This window comes from Pseudomonas cremoricolorata (genome assembly GCF_000759535.1).
Taxonomy (GTDB): Bacteria; Pseudomonadota; Gammaproteobacteria; order Pseudomonadales; family Pseudomonadaceae; genus Aquipseudomonas; species Aquipseudomonas cremoricolorata_A.
In genome coordinates this window covers 589,448-614,703 of sequence record NZ_CP009455.1, presented here as the reverse complement: position 1 = coordinate 614,703, position 25,256 = coordinate 589,448, and the positions used below count along the sequence as shown (strand labels likewise).

The following is a 25,256-nucleotide window of genomic DNA, read 5'->3' as shown; positions in this document are numbered from 1 at the left end:
GATGTTTGGTAAGCAAATGCCTTCGGCTGCCCGTTCAAAGGACGAGGGAGAGAAGCCTTTCTGGATTTCCTTCGCTGATTTGATGACCGCGATGATGATTCTGTTTCTCGTGGTCATGGTGGCGGCTTTGAGTTCTGTGACGCAGCGGATCAACCAGGCGGAACAGGGGGAGAAGCAGCGTAGCAAGGACATCAGCCAGATCTGCGAGCACCTGAGCCTCAAGGCGAAGACTGCCAGCAAGACCATCATTGTGGACTGTAAGGACAACCGAATCAGCTTCGACGATGCTGGCCGTTTTGGGCATAACCAGTACGCGCTGAGCAACGATGGCCAATCGGCACTTCAGGAGGTCGTGCCGATGATTTTGGACGCGGCTAACAGTGAAGAGGGGCGCAAGTGGTTCAAACAGGTTGTGATCGAGGGATCGACCGACACCGATGGTTCCTACCTTTATAACTTGCACTTGTCACTGCAGCGTTCGGAGTGGGTGATGTGCAGCCTGCTCGATAGTCGTAGCCCGCTTCAGGTCGGATTGTCGCCGGAGCACCAACAGCAGATCAGATCGATGTTTCTGGCGGGCGGCGTGTCGTTCAACAATGCAAAGGACACCAAGGAAGAAAGCCGGAGAGTGGAGTTGCGCATGCAGTTTTTTGGCTTGAAGGAGAAGGAGAGCAGTCTCAAGCCTGATGTGCCGGTGTTCACTAACACTGACGTGGAAAAATGTCAGTTGGCGATGAACCGATGACCAGTTCAATCGCGAGGCTTTCCGCCGCCATTAGCCAAAGCCTGTCAGCTCATCGCACGGTGCAGGCCCCAGAACCGTTGGAGCGATTTCCCCGTCTGGCTGCTGCGGGAGTCGATCTTTACGAGCGATTCGAGCGCGCTGAAAAGGCCTTGCCGCCACCCGAAGAAAAGCGCCGTGCTGCGATAAGCAAGTTTCGCAATGTACTACCACTCAACGCCTCGGAATGGCGCTTGGTATTCGCCGGCCTTTCCGACAAGAGTGAGCGCGTCGGGCCGATACTGGACGATGACCAGCTTTATGCCCGGGTGCACGAAGAAGTACATCAGCGTATCGAAAAGCGAAGACTGAACCGCCGGGATTGGTTGGCGCTGTGCTTCAGCTACTTTGGCTACGACGCCGCCAAGCCTGCGCAGAACGCCAATTGGTGTCTGTTGCGCGAAGATGTTCAGCTCGGTTTCGAATGTGTCAGAGACCAGCAAACGCGTGTGAAGGAATGGGTGCAGATCGTTCAGCAGCATCAGGAGCTTTTTTCCGAGCAGGCAGGTGCCACCCTGGGTGACCAGATGTTCAAGGGCGAGATCAGCGACCTTTCTGCCCTGCAGACGATTGCGCAGATCCCGGACAACAGCTGGCTGTGGCGCAGGATTTTTACCGTGCTGATTTCTCGCATTTTCATGCTGGATGACGCCGAGTTTTCTCAGCGCTTGGCCGACCTGATCGACATCGGCCGGCAGCACCCGCGGTACATGAACGACATTCTGAGTGCATGCCTGTCGCGTTACCACTTGGCAGCTTATCGGGAGAAGCCATCGTCGCTGCTCAAACAGCTTGCGCTCGACAATTGGGGTAGTCCGCAGATCCGCTCCAGACAAAACAGCTGGCTGCAGTATGTCGATAATGATGTGTGCGCGATGGTTGTGGCGTGGTTTGCGAAGGAGGATCTGGAGCACTTCTTCAACCTGCTGAAAGGGGAAGCAGAAGTCGATCAATCTCGTCTGCATTATTGGCTGCGTTTTGCCAACCAAATGAGTTATACCCGGATTGTCATGGGGTCGGATGCTTGGCACGACAGCGGGCGAGATTTCGTCCACTTCCGAGGGAAGAACAAAGGGCGCCTCAGCCGACTGGTAGGCGGCCCCGGTCATAACAACGCCGTCATCATGCAGATCGGGAACTACTTTTTCGTCGAGTTCTCCGGTACCGGTAATGCCTGCTATGTGTATCAAGCAGACAAGTCACCATTCAATCCAGACAAGTTGCAGCTCGAATTGGCGAGCGAGCTGAAGCAGCCTAATCGTGCACTGGACCGAATGCGGCATTCACCTGCACCCAGTCGCCCGGACCGCATAGAGGGTTGGCTCAGCAAATTCGATTATGCCCTCGAGCAATGGGGTATTCGTGTACAGAGTCAGATCGCAGCGGCAGGTTCAGCCAAGCCGTTGCCTTTTGAAGACCAGGTCCGTGACGCTCTAAAGTCGGTCAAACACAAGGTCTATGATCAGCGCGAGCGCGGCGGTGCATTTCAGGTCCAGCTTGATGATCATGACCCGGCCGCAGTAACTGCACTGCAGCGCCTGGGCTTCAGGCCCGTCAATAACCAGCCACTCCGGTTCTGGAGACAGTAATGCTCAAGCGTTTCCTCAAAGGCATTGGCCTGCAGCCGAACTCGGCAGCAGAAAATTCTGAGCCGGTTTTTTCCATTGAAGAGCAGGGCATCTGTTATCCCCTGAGCTTGGCGGAGAGCACGGAGTCCTGGTCGCTGGCGAGTTATCTTGATCAGCTGGAAGAAGAGGAGTTCGTTTCCCAATTGAGCGATCGCTGGCTCTTGACGTGGGATGAGCTCTACCGGCTGCTGGATGAGCCAGAGCACGAAACAAGCCTGCCACTATTGGGGTTGCCGCCGCAGAAAGCCCTCATCCCTCAATTGAGCAGCCAGGGCAGCCTTGCCTCCGACGATTTCAAGGTCTCCATCAGTGGCTGGCGTGATCCGCAGTCCAATGCCAGCGTGCAGGTGCAGCGAACGGGGGGCATCGTTCAACATCAGGGAGCCAAAGAAATGCTGCCTGAGGCGTCCTGGAAACTGATCGGTGCTGTACGACAGCTTTATCTGGCACAACAAAATGAGCCCGGTGAAGTAACCAACCAGATCGGCTGGGCCAGCATCAGAAAGCTGGCGCGCAAGGCTGGCGCTGGTATGGATGGCTTCTTGGATAAGACCGTCGTTATCAAACCCGAGAAACTGCGGCTCAACCCACGAAAGTCGACGCTTGGCGACATACCAGTTATCGAGTTGCAACCGAGCTTTGATGGCCAGCCGGCCAACTGGCTTGAGAGCTTTGACGGTGCCAAGCAGGTTCAGGATCGGTACCGGATAACGGGTGACGATGGCTCGCTGACTCATGTTCTGATTGAGCCTGAAGTCAAATCGGTACTGGACTACGTGCGTTCGTTACCCGGGCGTCGGGTTGCTGGTGACGATGCCCTTTCATTCGTCCGTAACCCTTACAGCTCACTCGGCGAAAGTGCCGCACACGTGCTGGATGCCGAAGCCTATGAAGACGAGCTCGCTGAGGCCGGTATTTTCTTTCATCGCTTCCATCTGGAACCCAAACTGGATGAAGCGGGCCAGCGTATTGAGCAGGTAACACTGACGCTCGAGCCGATTTCTCCAACCCCGCAGGCGCCTATCGAAATTGAGTTCAAAGCGGCCCATGAATTCGCGCCGCTTGTGCATGAACTGCAGCTGAAGTTGGCCGCCGGTATGCCTGCGGGCTTCTGGCAGGGCTATGAGCTGGAGCTCAGCGATTTTGATTTGCGCCAGTTGGCAGGCATCAATGACCTGCTTAAACGTTGGCAAAACGAGGCGGCCGGTATCGAGTTTGACTCGGTCCTGGACCTTTCCCTCTACGGCGACCGCGTGACGGGCATTGGGGAAGCGGAAAGAATTACTTCGCCTTTCCTGGTCAAAGAGGCGACCGAGAACTGGTTGCCGAAGGATGTGGCAGCGCTGGGCATCGACGCAGGAATCCTCGGTCGGTGGGACCCTTCCGACCGCGCTCAATTTGAAGCGTTTGGGCAGCGGTTGGATGAAGCGCGTGCTGCCGGCGATGACACGGTGTGTTTGCAAGAGTCTGAAATACCACTCTCGATTGCCGCAGCAGAACAACTGTTGGATGCCTGGTCGAAGAAGATTGCACCTGTCGAGACCGGCCAGGTTGAGCAACGGGAGAAAGTTGGCCGCGCCGTACTGCAAATCGGCCACAACATTGACGAGCCGACTTACGTACAGGTACGTCAAGCAGCGTTAAGCGCCGCTTTGGGTGCAACGCCAGAGTTGCCTGGTTTGCTCAAGCCTGAAGTCGTTCTGCGTGACCATCAGTTGCAAGGCGTGGCGTGGTTGCAGCATTTGTTCCGCTTGTCTCCCACGGACGTATCGGGTTGCTTGCTCGCTGATGACATGGGGCTTGGGAAAACGATCCAGTTGCTCACCTTCCTGGTCTGGTACCTGGAACAGTACCCAAAAGATCAGCCAACGCTGATCGTCGCTCCGGTTTCGTTGCTCGATAACTGGGAGCGAGAGCTTCACTGTTTCTTCTTTGCTGACGCGCTGCCTGTATTGAAGCTGTACGGCTCAGCCTTGAGTGCAGTGAAGTTCAAGAAAGATGAAATCCCAGCGGACTTGAAAGCCAAAGGCATCAAGAACCTGCTGCGTCCAGGTTGGATGGGCGATGCCCGAATCGTCCTGACGACTTACGAGACACTGCGCGATCAGGAATTTTCCCTAGCGCGCCAGCAATGGTCCATCGTCGTGTGTGACGAAGCTCAGAAGCTGAAGAACCCGGCGGCACTGGTGACTCAAGCGATCAAAGCTATCCCTGCACGCTTCCGAGTGGCGTGTACTGGTACACCAGTCGAAAATACCTTGATCGATCTCTGGTGTCTGTTCGACTTCATTCAGCCAGGATTTCTGGGCGGCTTGAACCAGTTCGGTCGCGACTATCAGCGCCCCATCGAAGCCGCACTGGAGCGTGATACGGATGCGCTGGAACGCCTGCGTGGGCTTATCGAACCGCAGACTTTGCGGCGGACCAAGCAGGACATCGCCAAGGACCTGCCGGCTAAAATCGAAGACGCAGCATGCCGTTCACTTGGCATGCATACCCTGCAGCGTAACCTGTATCTGTCCGAAATTTCCGCATACAGCCAGAAGCAGCAGATCGAAGAGCAGCTCGATCAAAAGACCTCCGGCATGCTCGGCTTGCTGCATAAGCTCAAGCTGATTTGCGCCCATCCTTATAGCGTTCAGCCAGACACGCGGTTGCGCGACAACTCGCCGAAACTGCAATGGTTGATGAAAACTCTCGAGTCGATAAAAAGGGACGGTAACGGTGACAAGGTCATCGTCTTTACCGAACTGCGTGATATTCAGCGTGAATTGCAGCACGCAATTCAGAAGCATTTCGGGTTTCGGGCGACGGTCATCAACGGTGACACCAGTACCAGCAGTCAGAGTGCCAATAGCCGACAGAGGCTGATCGATCAATTCCAGGAGTTGCCGGGTTTCGCCGTCATCATCCTGTCCACTATCGCCGTCGGATTCGGAGTGAACGTGCAGGCCGCCAACCACGTCATTCACTTCACGCGCTGCTGGAACCCGGCCAAGGAAGATCAGGCGACCGATCGGGCCTATCGGATTGGGCAGCAGAAGGATGTGTATGTGTACTACCCGACGGTTCGGGATGCGGCGATGCCGACATTTGAGGCGACGTTGGATGAGCTGCTGAGCAAGCGGCGGGCGTTGGCGCGAGATATGTTGAGTGGGGCTTCGGAGCTTCAGGCTTCAGATTTTGAGGAGTTGCTGGGTGCGCGGTAAAGGCTGAGCTTTTGATTTATCGAGATTGCAATCGAGTTAGAAAGGTGAAGGCCAACATCGATACGCCATTAATGCCTGCTTCCCTACGCGGCGCTAAACAGGTATGTGCCAATTTTGGGTGCAGGTTGTTCGTTTCTGCATTTGCAAATACTGAGGTTTCAGCCGCCTGAGGTGTTTTTAACGCAGTATCGCCAGCGAGGCCTGCCTGGATTGTTTACCTGTGAGCTTGTCCAGTCTTGGCGTCGGTAGCTCAACGGCCTAATGTGCGCGGAAGTTTGCATCGTAGGTCGCATACGCCGAAGCAGCTGGGTTGTCCCTGATGCCGAGGAGGTTCAGCGAATAGCTATCTGCCCAGGTATCATGCAGCTATCTTCGCCCGAGCCCCTGTGGTCGGGTTTTCATTTTTTATCGCGCAATACATCTGCGTCGAATGTAGGGAACAGTCCATGTCGGATCAAAAGGGTACCGAACAGGCCGCCAAAAGTCTCGCTGAACAGGCACTCAAGCAGGCCCGCACCCGCCTGGCGCCGAGCGAAGCCGGGGCCGAGCCAGAATCGGAGCTGGATAAAAAGAAGCGCGGGCGCAAGGCCGCTGTCAGCGCCACCAGCAACACGCTGCAGGATCTGGAAAAGACTCTGTGGGCCACCGCCGACAAGCTGCGCGCCAATATGGACGCCGCCGAATACAAGCATATCGTGCTCGGCCTGATCTTCCTCAAGTACATCTCCGACAGCTTCGCCGGCCGCCGTGCCGAGCTGGAGCGTCGCTTTGCCGACGCCACGGATGATTACTACCTGGGCAGCGACGATCCTGAATACCTGGCTGGGGAATTGGAAGAGCGTGACTACTATAAGGAAGTCAACGTGTTCTGGGTACCGGAAGCGACCCGCTGGGAGTCGCTCCGGGCCGCCGCCAAGCAGATCGACATCGGCAAGCGTATCGACGAGGCGCTGGCCGCCATCGAAGCGGAAAACCCGTCGCTGAAGAATATCCTCGACAAGCGATATGCCCGCGCCCAACTGCCGGATGGCAAGCTCGGCGAGTTGGTTGACCTGATCTCGACCATTGGTTTCGGCGGCGACGCCAACGTCGCCCGCGACCTGCTCGGCCAGGTCTATGAATACTTCCTCGGCCAGTTCGCCAGTGCCGAAGGCAAAAAAGGCGGCCAGTTCTACACGCCGGCCAGCATCGTCAAGACCCTGGTCGCCGTGCTCAATCCGCACCACGGCAAGGTTTACGACCCCTGCTGTGGCTCCGGCGGCATGTTCGTGCAGTCGGAAAAATTCATTGAGGCCCACGGTGGCAAGCTGGGCGACGTGTCGATCTACGGCCAAGAGTCCAACCCGACCACCTGGCGCCTGGCGGCAATGAACCTGGCTATCCGCGGCATCGACTTCAACCTCGGCAAGGAGCCGGGCGACAGCTTTGTGCGAAACCAGCACAGTGACCTGCGCGCCGATTTCGTTCTGGCTAACCCGCCGTTCAACGTCAGCGACTGGTGGCATGGCAGCCTGGAAGGTGATCCGCGCTGGGTCTACGGCACGCCACCCGCCGGCAACGCCAACTACGCCTGGCTGCAGCACATGTTGTTCCACCTCAAGTCCAGTGGTCGTGCCGGCATTGTCCTGGCAAATGGCTCCATGAGCTCTAACCAGAACACTGAGGGTGACATCCGTCGGGCTATGGTCGAGGCCGACGTGGTCGAAGTCATGGTGGCCCTGCCGGGCCAACTGTTCTTCAACACGCAGATCCCGGCCTGCCTGTGGTTTTTGGCCAAGCAGAAAACCAAACGCCCTGGCGAGGTGCTGTTTATCGACGCGCGCAAGCTCGGCACTAATATCAGCCGAGTACAGATCGAGCTGCTCGAAAGCGACATCGAGCACATTGCCCAGACTGTGGCGAACTGGCGCGGGGTGCCGTTGGATGAGGGGAGTGAGATTGGCGATTACGCCGATGTGGCTGGTTTCTGCCGCAGCGTGCCCCTCGCAGAAATCGCAGAGCATGGCCATGTATTGACCCCGGGCCGCTATGTCGGTGCCGAGGTCATCGAGGATGACGACGAAGCCTTCGCCGACAAGATGCAGATTCTCACGGCGCTGCTGGGCGAGCAACTGGCCAAGGGCGCCGAGCTCGATCAGTTGATTCGCCAGAAGTTGGGGGGGCTGGGCTATGAGTTTTGAGTGGCTGAATACGACATTAGGAGAGATTTGTGGGGCTCAAGGTGGGGCTATCCAGACAGGCCCTTTCGGTAGTCAACTGCACACGTCAGATTACAAGGAATTTGGAATTCCTGTCGTGATGCCAACTAATATTGGTGAAAGCGGAATTGATGAGGACTGCATAGCCCGTATTGATGGCTTTGATGTTGAGCGCTTATCCCAACATAAATTAAAAATTGGAGACATAGTGTTCAGCCGTCGTGGTGATGTAACCAAGAATGCACTGGTTCGTCTGCATGAGGTGGGATGGCTCTGTGGGACCGGCTGTCTAAAAGTTAGGTTGGGAGATGAAGCGATTGCAGACGCAAAGTTCATATCGTACTGTCTTCGGCTTCCGGAAACTAAAGAATGGCTGATTCGTCATGCCGTCGGCGCGACCATGCCGAACTTGAACACCGGAATTCTCTCAGCTGTTCCGATCACTCTGCCGCCCCTACAATCACAACTTGGTATCGCTGCGACTCTTGGAGCTCTCGACGACCGCATCACCCTGCTCCGCGAAACCAACACCACCTTAGAAGCCATCGCCCAGGCGCTGTTCAAATCTTGGTTTGTCGATTTCGACCCGGTGCGATCTAAAGCCGAGAATCTTGAACCAGTAGGCATGGATGCAACCACCGCAGCGCTGTTTCCCGATAGTTTTGAAGAGTCTGAGTCGGGGCTGGTGCCAATGGGTTGGCGACTGATGCCTCTTGAATCGGCATATGAAATCAATCCGCCACGTAAGCTTAAAAAAGGCGAAGTGGCACCCTACCTCGACATGGCTAGTGTTGGTACGCAAGGCCATGTTGTTAGCGGTTTTATTAACCGAGAGGTGGGGGGGGGCACAAAATTCATCAACGGCGATACTCTGCTTGCTCGGATTACACCTTGTCTAGAAAATGGCAAATCTGCTTTTGTCGATTTCCTGTCAAACGATCAAACCGGGTGGGGCTCGACTGAATTTGTAGTGCTGCGTCCAAAAGCGCCGCTGCCGCCCTATCATGGATACTTACTGGCTCGTCATCCCATGTTTCGTGAATATGCAATACAGAGCATGTCCGGCACCAGTGGTCGGCAGAGGGTGCAGAATGATGTCCTTGGACGGTACAGCGTGGTCGTTCCTTCGGACAAAGTTGCGGAAGCGTTTGGACTTGCCGTTGGTAGCATTCAGCAGAAAATTTCGGCCAACCAAGAGCACGCCAAAACTCTCACCCAGATTCGTGACACCCTGCTGCCTCGGCTGATCTCCGGCCAGCTGCGCCTACCGGACACGGAAGTCGCTAATGAAAATATGTTGTCGGAGGCGGTCTGATATGGCTCTGAGTTTACGTCAACGTGTCGTCGAGCGCCTGCAAAGCCTGCCGGATACCCAGCAGACCGCCCGCGAGCTGGCGCAATGGATATTCGAGCAGTTTCCGGCCGAATGCGCGGTCAAGAAAGCTGGCAGTGCCAGCTACATCAAGACTGACGATGATCTTGTACAGCAATTAGTGGCGGAGATCTCGGGTTCACGTCCGCGCTGGCAGGAGATGCATCCGCAACTAAAAACGACCGAAGGACGGCCACGTCACTATTACTGGTCGGAGTTGGATGCCACCGCTGAGGTTGCGGCGGCTGAAGGTGTCGCACTCGTAACGTCAGACCTGCCTGAGCCCTCGCGGTTGCGTGAGCATGCGCTCTATCCGCTTTTGGCAGAGTACCTGCTGACCGACGAGCAGCGTGTGTACGCCATGCGGATCAACGAAAAACGTTCGTCCAACCGTGCGGGTATCGGGGGCAACGAATGGTTGCATCCGGATCTGGTCGGTCTGGAAGATCTGACGGCCGACTGGATGTCAGATTTACGTGACTGCGTTCGTGTGATGGGCGATCGCCGTGCTCGATTGTGGTCATTCGAAATCAAGTTGCTGCTCAACCGCTCCAATGCACGCAAAAGTTTCTTCCAGGCCGTGTCCAACTCTTCTTGGGCGCATTTTGGCTACCTGGTAGCTGCCACGGTAGAGGGCGACGGCACACTGAAAGAGTTGCGCATGCTCGCCGCCGCGCATGGCATTGGGGTGATTCAGCTAGACGTTCAGAGTCCCACGGAAAGCCAGATTCTGATACCGGCTCGCGAACGCAGTGACGTCGACTGGGATATGTGCAACCGCCTTACGGCAGAAAATGCTGACTTCGCCGAGTTTCTGGGCAGGGTAAGGCGCTTCCATCAGACTGGCGAAATGGCAGCCAGGGAGTGGGAGGCTAACGAGTGATGCCACTAGCGTTATTGCTAGGCGGGTAGTGGCCGAATACACGCTAGCTGGTATCGACACACCCGTCGGTACCGCCCAATACCAACTCTTACACGATTTGCCCGATACCTTGGGCAGCAACCTGCCGAGCTTTGTCGAGATCGGGGCGGAGCTGGCCGGAGAACGGAACACAGGAAGTGAAGTGGAATGACCGAAGATCAATTGGAAAAGGAAACCCTCGGCTGGCTGGCAGAGGTGGGCTATCGTCATGTGTATGGCCCGACTATCGCCTATGACGGTGAGAGCCCGGAACGTGACAGCTACCGTCAGGTGCTCCTGGTCGAGCGCTTGCGCAGTGCCATCGCTAAGCTCAACCCCAAGGTGCCGCTGGCCGCACGGGAGGATGCCCTCAAGCAGGTGCAGGAGCTGGGCCTACCGGTACAGCTGTCGGCCAACCGCTTGTTCCACCGCCTGTTGGTCAGCGGCGTGCCGGTGCAGTATCAAAAGGACGGTGAAACCCGTGGCGACTTCGTGCGCCTGATCGACTGGGTCGAGGTGAAGGCCAACGATTGGCTGGCCATCAACCAGTTCAGCATTCAGGGGCCGAAGCATACCCGGCGTCCGGACATCATCCTGTTCGTCAACGGCCTGCCATTGGTGCTGCTGGAACTTAAGAATCCGGCGGATGTGAAGGCTGACCTGGGCAAAGCCTTTGATCAGATCCAGACCTACAAGGAGCAGATCCCGGATCTGTTCCAGTACAACGAAATCCTGGTGATTTCTGACGGTAGCGAAGCGCGGATGGGCTCCCTGTCCGCCGACGCCGAGCGGTTCATGAACTGGCGGACTATTGATGGTCAGGCTCTTGATCCGTTGGGCCAGTTCAACGAACTGGAGACCCTGGTGCGCGGTGCCTTGGCCCCGCCGATGCTGCTTGATTACCTGCGCTACTTCGTACTGTTCGAGGATGACGGCCGGCTGGTGAAGAAGATTGCCGGTTACCACCAGTTCCATGCGGTGCGCGCCGCCATTGGGCAGGTGGTCAGTGCCTCGCGCCCCGGCGGCAGCCACAAGGGCGGGGTGGTCTGGCACACCCAGGGTTCAGGCAAGAGCATCACCATGACCTGCTTCGCCGCCCGGGTGATGCAGGAAGCAGCAATGGAAAACCCAACCATCGTGGTGATTACCGACCGCAACGACCTGGACGGCCAGTTGTTCGGAGTGTTCTCGCTGTCTCAGGATCTATTGCGCGAACAGCCCGTCCAAGTGGAGTCGCGCGGTGACTTGCGCCGCAAACTGAACAATCGGCCGAGCGGCGGCATTGTCTTCGCCACCATCCAGAAATTCATGCCAGGTGCGGATGAAGACACCTTCCCGGTGCTGTCCGATCGCCCGAATATCGTGGTCATTGCCGACGAAGCACACCGCACCCAGTACGGATTTGGCGCCGAACTGAAAACTTCGGAGGTACTGCAGGCCGCCGAAAGCCGAACCCGTTACCAGGTGGGCTATGCCCAGCATCTGCGCGATGCGCTGCCGAACGCCACTTTCGTGGCCTTTACTGGCACTCCGGTATCCAGCGAAGACCGCGACACCCGCTCGGTTTTCGGTGAATACATCCACGTCTACGACATGCAGCAGGCCACTGAAGACGGTGCGACCGTTGCCATCTACTACGAGTCGCGCCTGGCCAAGCTGTCCTTGAAAGAGAGTGAGCTGCCAGCGATTGACGAGCAGGTCGATGAACTGGCCGAAGATGAGGAGGACGACCAGCAGGCAAGGCTGAGAAGCCGTTGGGCCGCCCTAGAGCGAGTGGTTGGTGCAGAACCACGTGTTCATAGCGTGGCCGCTGACCTGGTCAAGCATTTCGAGGAACGTAACCATGGCATGGTGAGTGTGGGGCAGATGCCCGGCAAAGCCATGGTGGTTGCCATGAGCCGCGATATCTGTGTGCACCTGTACAACGAGATTGTCGCCTTGCGTCCGGACTGGCACGACGAAGATCCTGAGAAAGGTGCGATCAAAATCATTATGACCGGCAGCGCCTCGGATAAGGCTTTGCTACGGCCGCACATCTATTCCGGCCAGGTCAAAAAGCGCTTGGAAAAACGCTTCAAGGATCCACTCGACCCGCTCAAGTTGGTGATCGTTCGTGACATGTGGCTGACCGGCTTCGATGCGCCGTGCGTTCACACCCTTTACGTGGACAAACCGATGAAGGGTCACAACCTGATGCAGGCTATAGCCCGGGTAAACCGGGTATTCAAGGACAAGCAAGGCGGCTTGGTGGTGGATTACATCGGCATCGCCAATGAACTGAAAGCTGCACTCAAGGAGTACACCGGTAGCAAGGGTAAGGGCCGACCTACCGTGGATGCCCATGAGGCCTACTCGGTGCTCGAAGAAAAGATGGACGTCCTGCGTAGCCTGCTGCATGGCTTCGACTACAGCGATTTCCTCACCGGTGGACACAAGCTGCTGGCTGGCGCCGCCAACCATGTGTTGGGCCTGGAAGATGGCAAGAAGCGTTTTGCCGACAACGCACTGGCCATGAGCAAGGCTTTTACCCTGTGCTGCACCCTGGATGAAGCCAAGGCCGTCCGCGAGGAAGTGGCGTTCTTCCAGGGAATCAAGGTGATCCTGATCAAGCGTGAAGTCAGTCAGCAGAAAAAGACTGACGAAGAACGTGAGTTGGCCATTCGCCAGATCATCGGCAATGCAGTGGTCTCCGGTGAGGTGGTGGACATCTTTGACGCTGTAGGCTTGGACAAGCCTAATATCGGCCTGCTCGATGATGCGTTTCTCGCCGAGGTGCGCAACCTGCCGGAGAAGAACCTTGCGGTTGAGTTATTGGAGCGCTTGCTCGAAGGTGAGATCAAAAGCCGTTACAGCACCAATCTGGCCCAGGAGAAGAAATTCTCTGAGTTACTGGCCAATGTGATCAAGCGCTACCAGAACCGCTCAATCGAAACCGCTCAGGTCATTGAAGAACTAATCGAAATGGCCAAGAAGTTCGCCGCTGCTAGTCAGCGTGGCGATGCCTTGGGACTCAACGATGACGAACTGGCGTTCTACGATGCCTTGGCCAACAATGAGGCATCGGTGCGCGAGCTGGGTGATGAGATCTTGGCCAAAATCGCCCACGAGTTGACTGCCAGTCTGCGGGCTAATGTCAGTGTCGATTGGAACAGTCGTGAAAGTGTGAGGGCCAAACTACGCATCCTGGTGCGGCGGATTTTGCGGAAGTACAAGTACCCGCCGGATCAGGCCGAGGAAGCTGCCCAGCTGATCCTCAACCAGGCGGAAACGCTTTGCGAGGCATGGTTGTAAACTTTAGCTCGGTGGGCTTCAGTGAAGAATTTTGCCGCACTTCTGCCGTAGCTTACGTTCCAGTTTTGGCAAAGATATACAAGCTGTGCCAAAAGCGTTCTAAATATTGACAGGGCAGGACTCGATTGGATCGAGCCCTGCCCTGTCTCGACTTATTTGAAAGTCATCGTCGCAAAAGTTCCGCTACCGGTTAGCCACTTACCCCAAGGGCTATGGTCCGTGCAATGAGTTGAGCTCCTACGAACTGATTGGAAACACTGAATGCAGTAAGGCGTATAGCATTCATCACACATTTTCCAATTATTTGCTCCTTGCTTTTCAGCTCCAGTTTTGCCGCAGCCGGCACATCGAAGAGCCTTGCCTGGTCTCGTTACAGTCATAGGTTTTCCTTTTCCAAATAAATTGAGCTTCGCAGTGCGAATGATAGCGGTACGCCACTTGCTCGTAAAGAATTACTCAACTTGTGTTGCAAGTACCCGAAAGCTAGGGCGGAAGAAGGTAATGGAGGCGGATTTCCAATTGATCGGCAAGACAGCTGTTGAGTTCTAAAGTGTAACGTTATTAAAAACTCTATCGAGAGTTCGGCAGGTTAATCAAATTTTTGGCCCGGCCGGTGAATTAGCATCGCTGTTGTGACTGGCTGTGGCATCCTTTTCGTAGGGCTGTGCATCCGATGAACCTCTTGTCAACGTTCGACGTATACCAGAAACATTCTGGAGAACTTGTGGGTTTAACGCAGGGCTCATTAGGTATTCAGTATGCTGGCGGATAAGAGGGAGATGCGGTCTTCATGCATAATGCTTGACGGTCTTTAATGGTCAGGATCTCTGTTCGAGCTTAACTATTGATTTGGCCACGTTTAAAACGATGTCTTTCGATTTTGCTTGTCCAAGTGTAACTGAAGACCAGTCCCTCCCCATTTTCTTTAAAATCAAGAGCACGGTCAGCTGGTAGTAGTACTTCGAAGCGGGCGAGTGCATAGCTAAATGATGGACTAGAAACCAATGCACGTGCTTGAGCTGCCAAGTCCAGGGGTTGTCTCGTTGCCATCGCTGTTGGATGGCCACTTGCATGACTCGTGCTTGCCTTAGGTGGCGTTGCTGAGTGGCCTTCGAGCCAATTAATGCGCCGCTCAGGAACAGCGCCATATTGAAGGGCTTGGTCACGTTCGACCTCCAATGTAGGTCGAGACCACATCAATCCGGTTATGTCCGAGCTCAAGGCTGATCTGTTGGCGCGCCTGTTGATCAAGGCCGCTGTCAATGCGATAGCAGTGACCACCATTGACTGGCGCGGCGTGGCCTGTGAGTTGCTCATAGCGATCGCAGGCGTAAGCAGCGCGCAGTTCATGGAATCCTTTCAGCCCGTGTTCATGCAGAGTGTCGCGGGCTGGGAGCACGGTCTGTTGCAGGAATGCGGAATAGCTTTCGTCGCTGGCCAGCAAGTTGCGGCTTCGGGGCGGCGACGCATCACGCGCAAATTGGAGCGCCGCCTTAACTTGTTCAGTGACGATAATCCAACGTGGCGCTGATGCCCCTGATCGGCCGCCTTTGGTACCGTCCTGGATATTGATCCGGCCCAAGTGTTTGGCTTCTCGGTGCAAGCGTGGCAGGTCAGCTAGGATCGTTTCGCGTAGGCGCATACCGGTAGTCCGGGCCAACATGGCAATCGCGGCGACCCGGTCGTGTTGTTGTTCTCCAAGCGCTTTAACCACTCTCAGCACATCTTGGATATCTCTGCCATCCGGCGCACGCGTGCGGACTGTGGAGCGCTGCAGACCCAACGCCAGGCTCGGGCTGATGATTCTCACTTCCTGATCACCGCGCAGCGCAGCGAGTGTACGGTTGACGCTGCTCAGGCGGTTTTGCGCGGTAGCGATGCGCAGATTGCCTTGTTGGATCTGCTGACGCAGGTATGTGGCGTAGTCTTGGAGCGTCTGTCGATCAATCTGGCGTGCATCGTTGTAACCGGGGCCGTCCTCCGATCGGCACCAGCGCACGAAGGCTTGCCAGCGATCGCTGTGTGCTTTGACGGTGGCGAAGTGACCGCCGGCAAACAGGTCTTCCAGTGCCTGCCGACCGGCGTAGCTCAGTTGGCGACCGTAGCCAAAGTTGCGACCGTCAGGCCGACTGACCAGCGCCATTGTCTTCACCTTGATCGTTAGTTTGTAGGTGCAGCAGCAGGGCTTTCAAGTGGGCGCTGACGCTGTCCAACTGTCCCCAGTGTGCTGGGCGGATGAGAAGGGCGTTTTCGCCGTGTTGCAGCAAACCCCCTTCTTCTTGCAACTCCTCGATGAGCCGAGCGAGGTCGATGGGCTCTGATGTTGGAATGGCGACAGCGGCGACACTGGCGACAACCCCCGCCGCATATGGATTGGCACGTTGCGACAAAGTGGTGGCAGTGGCGGCGACACTTCGTAACTCGGTCGGCGAGCCATGTTGCGCCCGATAGCGGCGCACGGCGTCATTGAGGCGGAACATGGCGCACCTCGAATATGTCCCCGACATTGTTCAGCCAGTTATGGGCAACCAGTTGCAGCAATAACTCGAAGGTGTGCCGCGTGCTTTTACGGGCAAAGCGAGGGCCGTTGCGTGTAATATCGCGGAGACGAAACGGTGGCCAGTTCTTCTTTATCAACCAGCGCAGCAGGCAATCGGCCTCTGCGCGAAGCTTATTCAGCGGTTCCTGTTCAGTCAGTCGTTGGTTCTCGGCCAAGTAGTAGTCCATCAGCGTAGAGGCGCGCTGAATGTGCATGTCTTCCAATACAGTCGATTCCTCAACCACTGCCATCACACCCGCCATGCGTAATACGTTCGCGGCGGCTTTGCCTGCGGCAGCTTGCACGTTGACCATCTCGCCGAATTCCCCGGACTCGCATTCAATGGTGTCGTGCATGGCAATCCAGGCCTCACGGGCGCGGGGGCTCAACTCCAGGGCCGCAGGGTTGAGGCCACCATCTTTGTGGTGTGACCAAGGCTTCTGCATCAGCGCGGCAATGCGCTGCTGGTACAGGTCTACCTTTGGATCTCGGGTCAGGTCGATGGCTTTGTACAGCCGTTGTCCAACTAGGCGCTCGGGCCAACTGATCAGGCAGCGCCCCATGATGCCTTGGTCCTTGATATCGGCGTCAAGCAAGCGGTCGGCCAGGCGGGGTTGCAGCATCAAGTGCATGCTGAGGCGGCGGTTATAGGCACGCAGACTTTTCCCTGCTATCGAGCGCGACCGATCAATTGGGCTACCGTCCCACAGCGTCGACAAATGAGTGATCGCCTTGATCATGTTGTCCTTGCTCATGGTGCTACCGACCAAAAACTGTCCGCCCTCATCGCTAAACAGCCCCATGCTGGGCAAGCCGTGGCACAGGCTTTTGACCAGGCCCTCAATGGTCGGCTCAGCAGTGATTAGTCTTGGTTGGACAGGTTCAGGTTGGGCGTCCAGCGCTAGCTGTGCTGATTGTTTCGAGGTCGGTGACTTCGCGGTGAGACTCATTGCAGCTCGGTGCGCCTTGAGCTGTTCGCCATAGGCGATCCACTGCTGTCTTTCCCAATCGCGTACGGCCTACAGCGCAATATGGTCCACCGCGCTTTTGCGATCACCCGAGCAAGCCACCGTCAGCGTGTACAGCGACAACGGGTAGATCCAGCCGTTGAGGTGAACATGGCGTGCGCCTGGCTCGCCACAGCTGCTGTGGCTGGAACGCACTGAGGCCATGGCGCAGGGCACGCCGATCACAGCGGCCATGCGCTCTAAGGCCGGCCCTAACAATCGCCTAGCGTCGCGACCGGGGAGTTAATCAGGCGAGCTGCCGAATAAGAATTACCCACGGAGAGCCCCCGCGGGAGCAGCGTGACCTTCAACGTTCGAATCACTTGGGGTGCTTCCATCGAAAGCGTTCGTACGGCCAGTTCTGCACCAGTGGGTAAAACCGGTTAAGGGCCGAAACTTACAATGATAGCGACCTAGGCCCCTCCGAGCGCTGCAATGGCCACATACAGCCCAGATCCTTCACACCCCCATCCCCAACTCCGCATCATCCAACAACGCCTTCGCCATCGCACACAGATAATGCGAAGCCCAGATCATTTTCGGTTTGTCCTCCATCAGCCCTTCGATGGTGAGGTATCGCGCATAATCCAGCAGCTCTGAAGCTTGCTCGCGGGCGTGTCGGCAGGGGATGCCGGGTTCGATGCGGAACAGGGGGGTGGTGTGGTTTTCGCCTTGGCAGAATGCGGTTTGGCCGACGGTGCATTCGGTTTGGTATTCGGTGGTCATTGTTGGATTTTCCTATGCCCTGGTTGCGCTGTTCGCTGGAAGGGTCTGGCTGGACCGTTCCAGCGGCACTTTCAATGCAGGTCAACGGCCCGTGCGGGAGTTGCGGCTTTGATAAGCCCAGATCGGGATTGTGGTGGCGCCGGTTACCGTTGCATGGGTGAGTCGACGGGCATCTGCACCCGGGCCAGCGCCGACTCGAGCAGCTTTCTCAGCGCTTCGATTTCGTGGATTGCCGCGGCGATCAACAAACCGGACGGTGATCTCGGCTCCATTTGCAGCGCCTGCTGGGCTACGGCCTCTGCGCAGAGCGCGTAGTCCGTGGCATGCATGAGCGTGTCTTCGAGGGATTGGAGTTCGGGAGGCGGATCAGGGACGATCTTCAACATGGTTGCTTCCTCTTCGAGGCCGCCACCATCTGCTGTCAAACAAAGGGTGGCAGCTGTACGCGGGTTGACAGACCGGTGGAAACAACAAGTTCCGGCGCACGCAAGCGTGCCCGCACGTACAGCCGCCATAAGGGCGTGCTGCGTGTTGTTTTCCGTTGCGACCTGTCAAAGTCATGCCGTTGATGAGCAACGGCCCGCCGAGACTAAGACCGTGGAAATCTGACCGCAACGGGAAACACGCCGCGGCAGTATCTTTGGGAAATTGCCTACAGGAAAGGGCTTAAATCTGATTCTTTGCGCTTATTGCCGCACGCGTTCGTGGCGGAAGCGCAGGCAAAAAAAAGACGCCCTAGGGCGTCTTTTTCATGGAATGTGGTGGAGCCGGGGGGATTTGAACCCCCGTCCGCCAGTACTCCGCTGTCGGTACTACATGCTTAGCCATCTCAACTGAGTTAATCCGCAGCCGCCCGAGTGGCAGGGTGCTTTGGACGAGTTGGGTAAGTTTTAGTCGCTTTGCCCCCAACGTGCTACACGACGATCCTGTTCTGTATGACAATCACTTCGGGTTTACAGGCATCCCCTGGTGATTGCTGGAGCCGAAGCTACCAGGAGAGCGGGCTCAGCTGCTTACGCAGCGAGAGCGTAACCCTCGTAGTTTTCGTCATTGGCAACTATAGAAAGTTGCAACAGTGGATTTACGAGTTCTGTTACCAACTCGGCATGCACCTAGAGTTTCGCTACCGGCGTCGAATCCTAATCGGCCCCTCACTCAGCTCTAGCTGACCGTACCTTTCGGCACGTGGGGTGGACTATACGCCTTTATGCGGGCGGCGTCGAATTTCCGGCGCGTCGCCCGCGAGTCGGGCTTACGAGCCGCTGCTTGTGCCTTTGTCGGTTTTGTCCAGGCGCAGCAGTACCTTGCTGGTGATCTCGATGCACTTGGTGTTGTCGCCCTTGGCCTGGGCGGCCTTGGCGTCGGCTACGTGCTCGTCGAGGGATTTCTCCAGCCCTTCGGAGGTTGCGTTGAGGGTGGCCATGTTGTCGTCGATCTTCTGCAGGTTGAGGGCGCAGAGGTCGTCGGCAGCGAACACCGGAGAGGCCAGCAGTGTGGCCGCCGCGAACAGGGCTGAGAGCGCAGTACCTTTCATGGATATCTCCTTTTCCGGCCTCTGGAAGGTGGGCCTATGGGATGGACTGCGCCGTATTGGCGGCGGTTCCATCCGCATGCTGGCCTTTGTATGGCGACTAGGCGGTGGCCTTGGCCTGGGTGACGCGGTCGACCAGGTAAACGAGGCTGTGATAATCGATGCCGCTGTGGCTCGACAGCCCTATTTCGCAGGTGCGGCTGGTGGAGATGCCTTCGCTGCAATGCTGCACGGCGTCTTTCAGGCTGCGCAGGGCGTGGGCGTTGAGCTCGGGGGTGGTGAAGCCTTTGTCGCCGGCGAAGCCGCAGCAGTGGATGCCTTCGGGGATGACCACGTTGCTGCTGCAGCGGCGGGCGAGGTCGATCAGGGCCTGGCTCTCGCCCAGGTGCTGGGTGCTGCAGGTGACGTGTACGGCGATGGGCTCGGCCTGTGGGGTGAAGGTCAAGCGATCCAGCAGGTGGGTGCGGATGAAGCGCACCGGGTCGTACAGGTCGAGGCGGGTGTCGCCGAGGTCTTGCACCAGGCGCAGGGTACAGGGGCTGGTGTCGCAGTAGATCGGGTCGAGGCCGCCGCGGCTGGCCTGGAGCAGGGCGGCGATCAGTTCCTGGCGTTTGTGTTCGGCCTGTTCGGCGTAGCCCTTGGAGGCGAAGGGCTGGCCGCAGCAGAGGCTGTCGGCCTGCTCGGGGAAGATCACCTGGTAGCCGGCTTTTTCCAGCAGGGCGCGGGTCTTGTCGAGCAGCGAGCTTTGTTCGCGGTCGGCGAAGGCCGGGCCCATCACACGCGATACGCAGGCGGCGAGGTACACGACCCGTGGCCGGGCATCGGCGCTGGCGCCGTTGAACGGGATGGGGCGCAGGGGTTGCGGCATCGCTGGGGTCCAGCTCGGCAGCGCGCCGTTGCTGGCTTGCTTGAGGCGGGTGCTCCAGCGTGCCAGGCGCGGCGCGCCGAGCAGCTTGCGGGCGCCGTTGGCGGCGGCCAGGGTCAGGCGCGCGCCGCGCAGGGCGGTGCTGAAGTGGTCGGCCAGCCAGTCGGCGGTCTTGCCGTGCTCGGCGGCCTGGCTGCGCAGTTTCTTCACCAGCTCGCCGGTGTTGATGCCGACCGGGCAGCGCTGGGCGCACAGGCCGGTGGCCGCGCAGGTGTCGATGCCTTGGTATTGGTAATTCTGTAGCAGCTCGCGGGTGTCTTCGCCGGCGCGGCGGCGCGCCTGGATGTCGCGCCACATGACGATGCGCTGGCGCGGGCTGAGGGTCAGGCCCTTGGAGGGGCACACCGGTTCGCAGAAGCCGCACTCGATGCACTTGTCGACGATGTCGTCAGCAGCGGGCAGCGGTTTCAGATTTTTCAGGTGGATATCGGAGTCTTCGCTGAGCACCACGCCGGGGTTGAGAATGCCGTTGGGGTCGAGCAGGCGCTTGAGCGCCCACATCAGGCGGTAGGCGTCGCTGCCCCATTCCAGCTCGACGAAGGGCGCCATGTTGCGCCCGGTGCCGTGCTCGGCCTTGAGCGAACCGCCGAACTCCACCGCCACCAAGTGCGCGACGTCGTCCATGAAGGCCTGGTAGCGGGCAATTTCGGCGGCGCTGTTGAAGCCTTGGGTGAAGACGAAATGCAGGTTGCCTTCCAGGGCATGGCCGAAAATGATCGCTTCGGCGTAGTGGTGCTTGTCGAACAGTTGCAGCAGGCGGTTGACGCCCTCAGCCAGTTGTTCGACGGGGAAGGTGACGTCTTCGATGATCACCGTGGTGCCGGTCTGACGCACCGCGCCGACCGCGGGGAAGGTGTCTTTGCGAATTTTCCACAGCTGGTTGTAGACCACCGGGTCTTCGCTGAAGTCGACTCGCTGTTCGACCGGAAACTCGGCAATCGACGCCATGATCTGCGCCAGTTGCTCGTGCAACAGGCTCTGGGTGGCGGCGCGGGACTCGATCAGCAACGCGCAGGCGCTGTCGGACAGCCCACTGACCCACACCGGCATGCCCGGCATGGCCTGCACCGAACGCATGCTGCGGCGGTCGAGCAGTTCCACCGCCGACACTGGCTGGCGCTTGAGCACTGGCACCGCACGGCAGCAGATTTCCACGCTGGGGAACACCACCAGGGCGCTGGCCTTGTGCGGGTGGTCGGGCACGGTGTCGTAGGTCACGGCGCTGATAAAGCCCAAGGTGCCTTCGGAACCGACCAGCAAGTGTTGAAGGATATCCAGCGGCTGGTCGTAGTCCACCAGTGCGTTGAGCGACAGACCTGTGGTGTTTTTCAGCCGGTATTTGTGCCGGATGCGCTCGGCCAGCGCTGTGTTGGCGCGGGTTTCGCGGCCCAGGCGGGCCAGCTCGGCGAGCAGCGCCGGGTGGCTCTGTTCGAAGGCGGCGACGCTGGTTGGGTCTTCGCTGTCGAGCCGGGTGCCGTCGGCCAGCACCAGGCGCAGGCCGGCGAGGGTGTGGTAGGTGTTCTGCGCGGTGCCACAGCACATGCCGCTGGCGTTGTTGGCAACGATGCCGCCGATCTTGCAGGCGTTGATCGAGGCGGGGTCGGGGCCGATCTTGCGTCCGTAGGGGGCCAGCCAGGCGTTGGCCTGGGCGCCGATGACGCCCGGTTGCAGGCGGATCTGCGTGCCTTCGCCGCGGATTTCGCGGCCGTTCCAGTTGTCGCCGAGCACGATCAGTACTGAGTCGCTGATGGCCTGGCCCGAGAGGCTGGTGCCGGCGGCGCGGAAGGTCACCGGCACGCGGTCGCGCTGGGCCAGCTTGAGCAGCGCCACCACTTCGTCCTCGGATTCGACGCGCACCACCAGCTTGGGAATCAGCCGGTAGAAGCTGGCGTCGGTGCCGAAGGCCAGGGTCGAGGTGGCGTCGTCGAAGCGGCGTTCGGCAGGAATCACGTGCGCGGCATCGCGCAGGAACGAGGCGGGCAGGGTCATGCAGTCTCCTTGCGGGCTGCAGCGTCTGACGCGCTGCATGTCCCGACAATCAGGCAGTAAACAGGCGGGCGCCTCAGGCGCCGAGTTCGCGCACCAGCGAGTGGCGGGTGATCTCGCTGACCGACTTGGCGCCGGTCAGCACCATCGCCACACGCATTTCTTTTTCGAACAGTTGCAGCAGGTTGGCGACGCCGGCTTCGCCGTGGGTGGCCAGTGCATAAAGGAAGGCGCGGCCGATCAGCACGCTGTCGGCGCCGAGGGCGATCATGCGCACCACGTCCAGGCCACTGCGAATCCCCGAATCTGCCAGAATCTTCAGCTCGCCTTTGACTGCATCGGCAATCGCCGGCAGGGCGCGGGCGCTGGACAGCACGCCATCGAGCTGGCGGCCGCCGTGGTTGGAGACGACGATGCCATCGGCGCCGAACTTGACCGCATCGCGGGCATCATCCGGGTCGAGAATGCCCTTGATGATCATCGGGCCGTCCCAGAAGTCGCGAATCCATTCCAGGTCTTTCCACGAGATCGACGGGTCGAAGTTGTTGCCCAGCCAGCCGATGTAGTCGGCAAGGCCGGTGGGATTGCCGCGGTAGGTGGAAATATTGCCCAGATCATGCGGGCGGCCCATGACGCCGACGTCCCACGCCCATTGTGGGTGGGTCATGGCTTGCAGCATGCGCCGCAGCGGGCCGTTGCTGCCGCTCATGCCTGAGTGGGCGTCGCGGTAGCGGGCGCCGGGCACTGGCATGTCGACGGTGAACACCAGGGTCTTGACCCCGGCGGCCTTGGCCCGCTCGAGGGCGTTGCGCATGAAGCCGCGGTCCTTGAGCACGTAGAGCTGGAACCACATGGGCCGATTGATGGCCGGGGCCACCTCTTCGATGGGGCACACCGACACTGTCGACATCGTGAACGGAATGCCGTGCGCTGCCGCAGCGCGCGCGGCCTGCACTTCACCGCGGCGGGCATACATGCCGGTCAGGCCGACCGGGGCCAGGGCCACGGGCATGCTGAGGGTTTCGCCGAACAGTTGGGTTTCAAGGTTCAGCTCGGACATGTTCTTCAGCACGCGCTGACGCAGGGCGATGCTGGCCAGGTCTTCGACGTTGTGGCGCAGGGTGTACTCGGCGTACGCACCGCCGTCGGCGTAGTGGAAGAGGAAGGGCGGCAGCTTGCGCTGGGCCGCGGCGCGGTAGTCGGTGGAGGCGGAAATGATCATGGTTTCTCGCAGCGTGGGTGGCCGGGACACCGGGCGCTGGCGAGCGCCCGGTCCCTTTCACTTTAGTGTTGGACCAGCATGCCGGTCAGCCAATAGGCCTGAACCAGAGTGATCAGGCCAACGATGGTGGCGAAGAACAGGCTGTGCTTGACGGTGAAGCGGAACAGGTCCGATTCCTTGCCGACCAGGCCGGTGGCGGCGCAGGCGACGGCGATCGACTGCGGCGAAATCATCTTGCCGGTCACGCCGCCGCTGGTGTTGGCCGCCACCAGCAGGGTATCGCTGACGCCGATCTGGTGCGCGGTGGTGGCCTGCAGCGAGCTGAACAGGGCGTTGGACGAGGTATCGGAGCCGGTCAGGAACACGCCCAGCCAGCCGAGGAACGGCGAGAAGAACGGGAACGCTGCGCCGGTGCCGGCCAGGACCAGGGCCATGGTCGACGACATGCCGGAGTAGTTGGTGACGAAGGCGAAGGCCAGCACCATGCCGATCGACAGAATCGGCCAGCGCAGCTCCCACAGGGTCTCTTTCAAAGTGGTCAGACCAGTTTTTACATTGACCTTGAGTACCCACATCGACAGCAGCGCGGAAATGAAGATCGCCGTACCGGTGGCCGAGATCGGGTCGAACTTGAACACTGCCGGCATGGCCGTGGCAGTGGTGACGATCGGCGCGGTCTTGATCACCAACTGATCGAGGTGCGGGATGGCGAAGTTGAAGACGAAGTTGTACATCGCCCCGCCCGGCGCGAAGGCCGCCTTGAAGGGCTTGAGGGTCCAGAGGGTCACCAGCACGGTGAGGATCAGGAACGGCGACCAAGCTTTGAAGATTGCCCCGAAGCTGTACGGCGTAGGTTGGCTGCCACCGACGCTGAGCACCGCGGCGGCGCTGCTGCCCTGGGCCTGGGTCATCGAGCGCTTGGGCTGCCAGACCTTGAGGAACAGGGTCAGGGCAATCAGGCTGGCCAGGGCCGAGGTGATGTCCGGCAGTTCCGGACCGATGAAGTTGGAGGTGAAGTACTGAGTCACGGCGAAGCTCAGGCCGGCCACCAGGGCGGCGGGCCAGGTTTCTTTCACGCCGCGAACGCCGTCCATCATGAACACCAGCCAGAACGGCACGAACAGCGACAGCAACGGCAGCTGGCGGCCAGTCATGGCGCCGATGTGGAAGGCGTCGATGCCGGTCACCTGGCCGGCGACGATGATCGGAATGCCCAAGGCGCCGAACGCCACCGGCGCGGTGTTGGCGATCAGGCACAGGCCGGCAGCGTACAGCGGGTTGAAGCCCAGGCCGACCAGCAGGGCGGCGGTGATCGCCACCGGTGCGCCGAAACCGGCGGCGCCTTCGAGGAATGCACCGAAGCAGAAGCCGATCAGCAGCACTTGCAGGCGCTGGTCGTCGGTGATCGACAACACCGAGCTGCGGATGACCTCGAACTGGCCGCTCTTGACCGTGAGTTTGTAAAGGAACACCGCCGCGACGATGATCCAGGCAATCGGCCACAGGCCGTACAGGAAACCGTAGCCGGCCGCGGCGAAGGCCATGTCGGCAGGCATGTTGAAGGCAAAGATGGCAACCAGGATCGACAGGCCGAGGGTGATGCTACCGGCCACGTGCCCTTTGAGGCGGAACACCGCCAACGCCAGGAAGAAGAAGATGATCGGAACGACAGCGGCCAGGGCAGACAGGCCGAGACTGCCCAGTGGGGCGTAGATTTGTTGCCAAGTTTGCATATGGGGAAACCCCTAATTGTTGTTGGTCAGCAATGGCATTGGGTAATTGGTAATACCAATTTACAATGGCTGGTCGCTAGGTTAAAAGCCTCCTTGTGGGTGTGTCAATTTGTCTCGCCGCCAACTTTGGTCGCATGGCGATGAACGGCGTACTGCAAGGGGCAGAATTTCCTCATCTGCCGAGTGTGGTCAGCCGCCGGATCGGCG

At 58.8% G+C, this 25,256-nt stretch carries 16 protein-coding genes, 1 other RNA gene and 1 pseudogene; 7 read left to right on the top strand and 11 right to left on the bottom strand.

Annotated features, from left to right (window positions below; translation table 11 throughout):
* The first annotated feature begins 1 nt into the window (after position 1).
* The 7 genes from zorB1 (at position 2) to LK03_RS02725 (ending at position 13,380) form a co-directional block, all read left to right on the top strand.
* Positions 2 to 745, top strand: coding sequence for a type I Zorya anti-phage system protein ZorB1 (gene zorB1 / locus LK03_RS02755; RefSeq protein ID WP_038410964.1), 744 nt, complete (start codon positions 2 to 4; stop codon positions 743 to 745).
* Complete coding sequence (zorC, locus tag LK03_RS02750) at positions 742 to 2,370, top strand: type I Zorya anti-phage system protein ZorC (RefSeq protein ID WP_038410963.1); 1,629 nt, start codon at positions 742 to 744, stop codon at positions 2,368 to 2,370. Before zorB1 ends, zorC begins: the two co-directional genes overlap by 4 nt.
* Positions 2,370 to 5,618, top strand: coding sequence for a type I Zorya anti-phage system protein ZorD (gene zorD / locus LK03_RS02745; RefSeq protein ID WP_038410962.1), 3,249 nt, complete (start codon positions 2,370 to 2,372; stop codon positions 5,616 to 5,618). Before zorC ends, zorD begins: the two co-directional genes overlap by 1 nt.
* 446 nt (positions 5,619 to 6,064) lie before the next feature.
* Complete coding sequence (locus tag LK03_RS02740; RefSeq protein WP_038410961.1) at positions 6,065 to 7,798, top strand: type I restriction-modification system subunit M; 1,734 nt, start codon at positions 6,065 to 6,067, stop codon at positions 7,796 to 7,798.
* Positions 7,788 to 9,131 carry a restriction endonuclease subunit S gene (locus tag LK03_RS02735; RefSeq protein ID WP_038410960.1) on the top strand — a complete coding sequence of 448 codons (1,344 nt, stop codon included), beginning with the start codon at positions 7,788 to 7,790 and terminating at the stop codon, positions 9,129 to 9,131. Before LK03_RS02740 ends, LK03_RS02735 begins: the two co-directional genes overlap by 11 nt.
* A 1-nt stretch (position 9,132) precedes the next feature.
* Positions 9,133 to 10,071 (top strand): COG2958 family protein, encoded by a 939-nt coding sequence (locus LK03_RS02730; protein WP_038410959.1) that lies wholly within the window; start codon positions 9,133 to 9,135, stop codon positions 10,069 to 10,071.
* A gap of 186 nt (positions 10,072 to 10,257) precedes the next feature.
* On the top strand, positions 10,258 to 13,380 hold the full coding sequence (locus LK03_RS02725) for a type I restriction endonuclease subunit R (protein WP_038410958.1): 3,123 nt from the start codon (positions 10,258 to 10,260) through the stop codon (positions 13,378 to 13,380).
* Between the two features lie 818 nt (positions 13,381 to 14,198).
* On the opposite strand, the gene LK03_RS02720 is transcribed toward LK03_RS02725, so the two are convergent.
* The 11 genes and pseudogenes from LK03_RS02720 to LK03_RS02675 form a co-directional block, all read right to left on the bottom strand.
* On the bottom strand, positions 14,199 to 14,546 hold the full coding sequence (locus LK03_RS02720) for a hypothetical protein (protein WP_049870411.1): 348 nt from the start codon (positions 14,544 to 14,546) through the stop codon (positions 14,199 to 14,201).
* Complete coding sequence (locus LK03_RS02715; protein WP_038410957.1) at positions 14,543 to 15,523, bottom strand: integrase domain-containing protein; 981 nt, start codon at positions 15,521 to 15,523, stop codon at positions 14,543 to 14,545. The genes LK03_RS02720 and LK03_RS02715 overlap by 4 nt, the downstream gene beginning before the upstream one ends.
* Complete coding sequence (locus LK03_RS02710; protein ID WP_038410956.1) at positions 15,501 to 15,860, bottom strand: hypothetical protein; 360 nt, start codon at positions 15,858 to 15,860, stop codon at positions 15,501 to 15,503. Before LK03_RS02710 ends, LK03_RS02715 begins: the two co-directional genes overlap by 23 nt.
* Positions 15,844 to 17,121: pseudogene (locus tag LK03_RS02705) on the bottom strand (YfjI family protein). Before LK03_RS02705 ends, LK03_RS02710 begins: the two are co-directional and overlap by 17 nt.
* A gap of 264 nt (positions 17,122 to 17,385) precedes the next feature.
* On the bottom strand, positions 17,386 to 17,652 hold the full coding sequence (locus tag LK03_RS02700) for a DUF3077 domain-containing protein (RefSeq protein WP_038410955.1): 267 nt from the start codon (positions 17,650 to 17,652) through the stop codon (positions 17,386 to 17,388).
* A gap of 143 nt (positions 17,653 to 17,795) precedes the next feature.
* On the bottom strand, positions 17,796 to 18,038 hold the full coding sequence (locus LK03_RS02695) for a hypothetical protein (RefSeq protein ID WP_038410954.1): 243 nt from the start codon (positions 18,036 to 18,038) through the stop codon (positions 17,796 to 17,798).
* Positions 18,039 to 18,411: 373 nt separating this feature from the next.
* Positions 18,412 to 18,803, bottom strand: a transfer-messenger RNA (tmRNA) gene (gene ssrA / locus LK03_RS21715).
* Between the two features lie 101 nt (positions 18,804 to 18,904).
* Positions 18,905 to 19,186: a hypothetical protein gene (locus LK03_RS02690; RefSeq protein WP_038410953.1), complete on the bottom strand. Its 282-nt coding sequence runs from the start codon at positions 19,184 to 19,186 to the stop codon at positions 18,905 to 18,907.
* 97 nt (positions 19,187 to 19,283) lie between these two features.
* Positions 19,284 to 22,097, bottom strand: a complete 2,814-nt coding sequence (locus LK03_RS02685) for an FAD-binding and (Fe-S)-binding domain-containing protein (RefSeq protein WP_038410952.1) — start codon at positions 22,095 to 22,097, stop codon at positions 19,284 to 19,286.
* Positions 22,098 to 22,170: 73 nt separating this feature from the next.
* Positions 22,171 to 23,316 carry an FMN-dependent L-lactate dehydrogenase LldD gene (gene lldD / locus LK03_RS02680; protein ID WP_038410951.1) on the bottom strand — a complete coding sequence of 382 codons (1,146 nt, stop codon included), beginning with the start codon at positions 23,314 to 23,316 and terminating at the stop codon, positions 22,171 to 22,173.
* A 62-nt stretch (positions 23,317 to 23,378) separates the two neighbouring features.
* Positions 23,379 to 25,049 (bottom strand): lactate permease LctP family transporter, encoded by a 1,671-nt coding sequence (locus LK03_RS02675; RefSeq protein ID WP_038410950.1) that lies wholly within the window; start codon positions 25,047 to 25,049, stop codon positions 23,379 to 23,381.
* Positions 25,050 to 25,256: the final 207 nt, after the last annotated feature.

Bases quoted from the DNA above. Each gene is read 5' to 3' on its own strand.
- LK03_RS02730 (WP_038410959.1), top strand. From the start codon at position 9,133: ATGGCTCTGAGTTTACGTCAACGTGTCGTCGAGCGCCTGCAAAGCCTG.
- LK03_RS02685 (WP_038410952.1), bottom strand. From the start codon at position 22,097: ATGACCCTGCCCGCCTCGTTCCTGCGCGATGCCGCGCACGTGATTCCT.
- zorB1 (WP_038410964.1), top strand. From the start codon at position 2: ATGTTTGGTAAGCAAATGCCTTCGGCTGCCCGTTCAAAGGACGAGGGA.
- LK03_RS02725 (WP_038410958.1), top strand. From the start codon at position 10,258: ATGACCGAAGATCAATTGGAAAAGGAAACCCTCGGCTGGCTGGCAGAG.
- zorC (WP_038410963.1), top strand. From the start codon at position 742: ATGACCAGTTCAATCGCGAGGCTTTCCGCCGCCATTAGCCAAAGCCTG.
- lldD (WP_038410951.1), bottom strand. From the start codon at position 23,316: ATGATCATTTCCGCCTCCACCGACTACCGCGCCGCGGCCCAGCGCAAG.
- LK03_RS02740 (WP_038410961.1), top strand. From the start codon at position 6,065: ATGTCGGATCAAAAGGGTACCGAACAGGCCGCCAAAAGTCTCGCTGAA.
- LK03_RS02690 (WP_038410953.1), bottom strand. From the start codon at position 19,186: ATGAAAGGTACTGCGCTCTCAGCCCTGTTCGCGGCGGCCACACTGCTG.
- zorD (WP_038410962.1), top strand. From the start codon at position 2,370: ATGCTCAAGCGTTTCCTCAAAGGCATTGGCCTGCAGCCGAACTCGGCA.
- LK03_RS02710 (WP_038410956.1), bottom strand. From the start codon at position 15,860: ATGTTCCGCCTCAATGACGCCGTGCGCCGCTATCGGGCGCAACATGGC.
- LK03_RS02715 (WP_038410957.1), bottom strand. From the start codon at position 15,523: ATGGCGCTGGTCAGTCGGCCTGACGGTCGCAACTTTGGCTACGGTCGC.
- LK03_RS02735 (WP_038410960.1), top strand. From the start codon at position 7,788: ATGAGTTTTGAGTGGCTGAATACGACATTAGGAGAGATTTGTGGGGCT.
- LK03_RS02695 (WP_038410954.1), bottom strand. From the start codon at position 18,038: ATGTTGAAGATCGTCCCTGATCCGCCTCCCGAACTCCAATCCCTCGAA.
- LK03_RS02675 (WP_038410950.1), bottom strand. From the start codon at position 25,049: ATGCAAACTTGGCAACAAATCTACGCCCCACTGGGCAGTCTCGGCCTG.
- LK03_RS02700 (WP_038410955.1), bottom strand. From the start codon at position 17,652: ATGACCACCGAATACCAAACCGAATGCACCGTCGGCCAAACCGCATTC.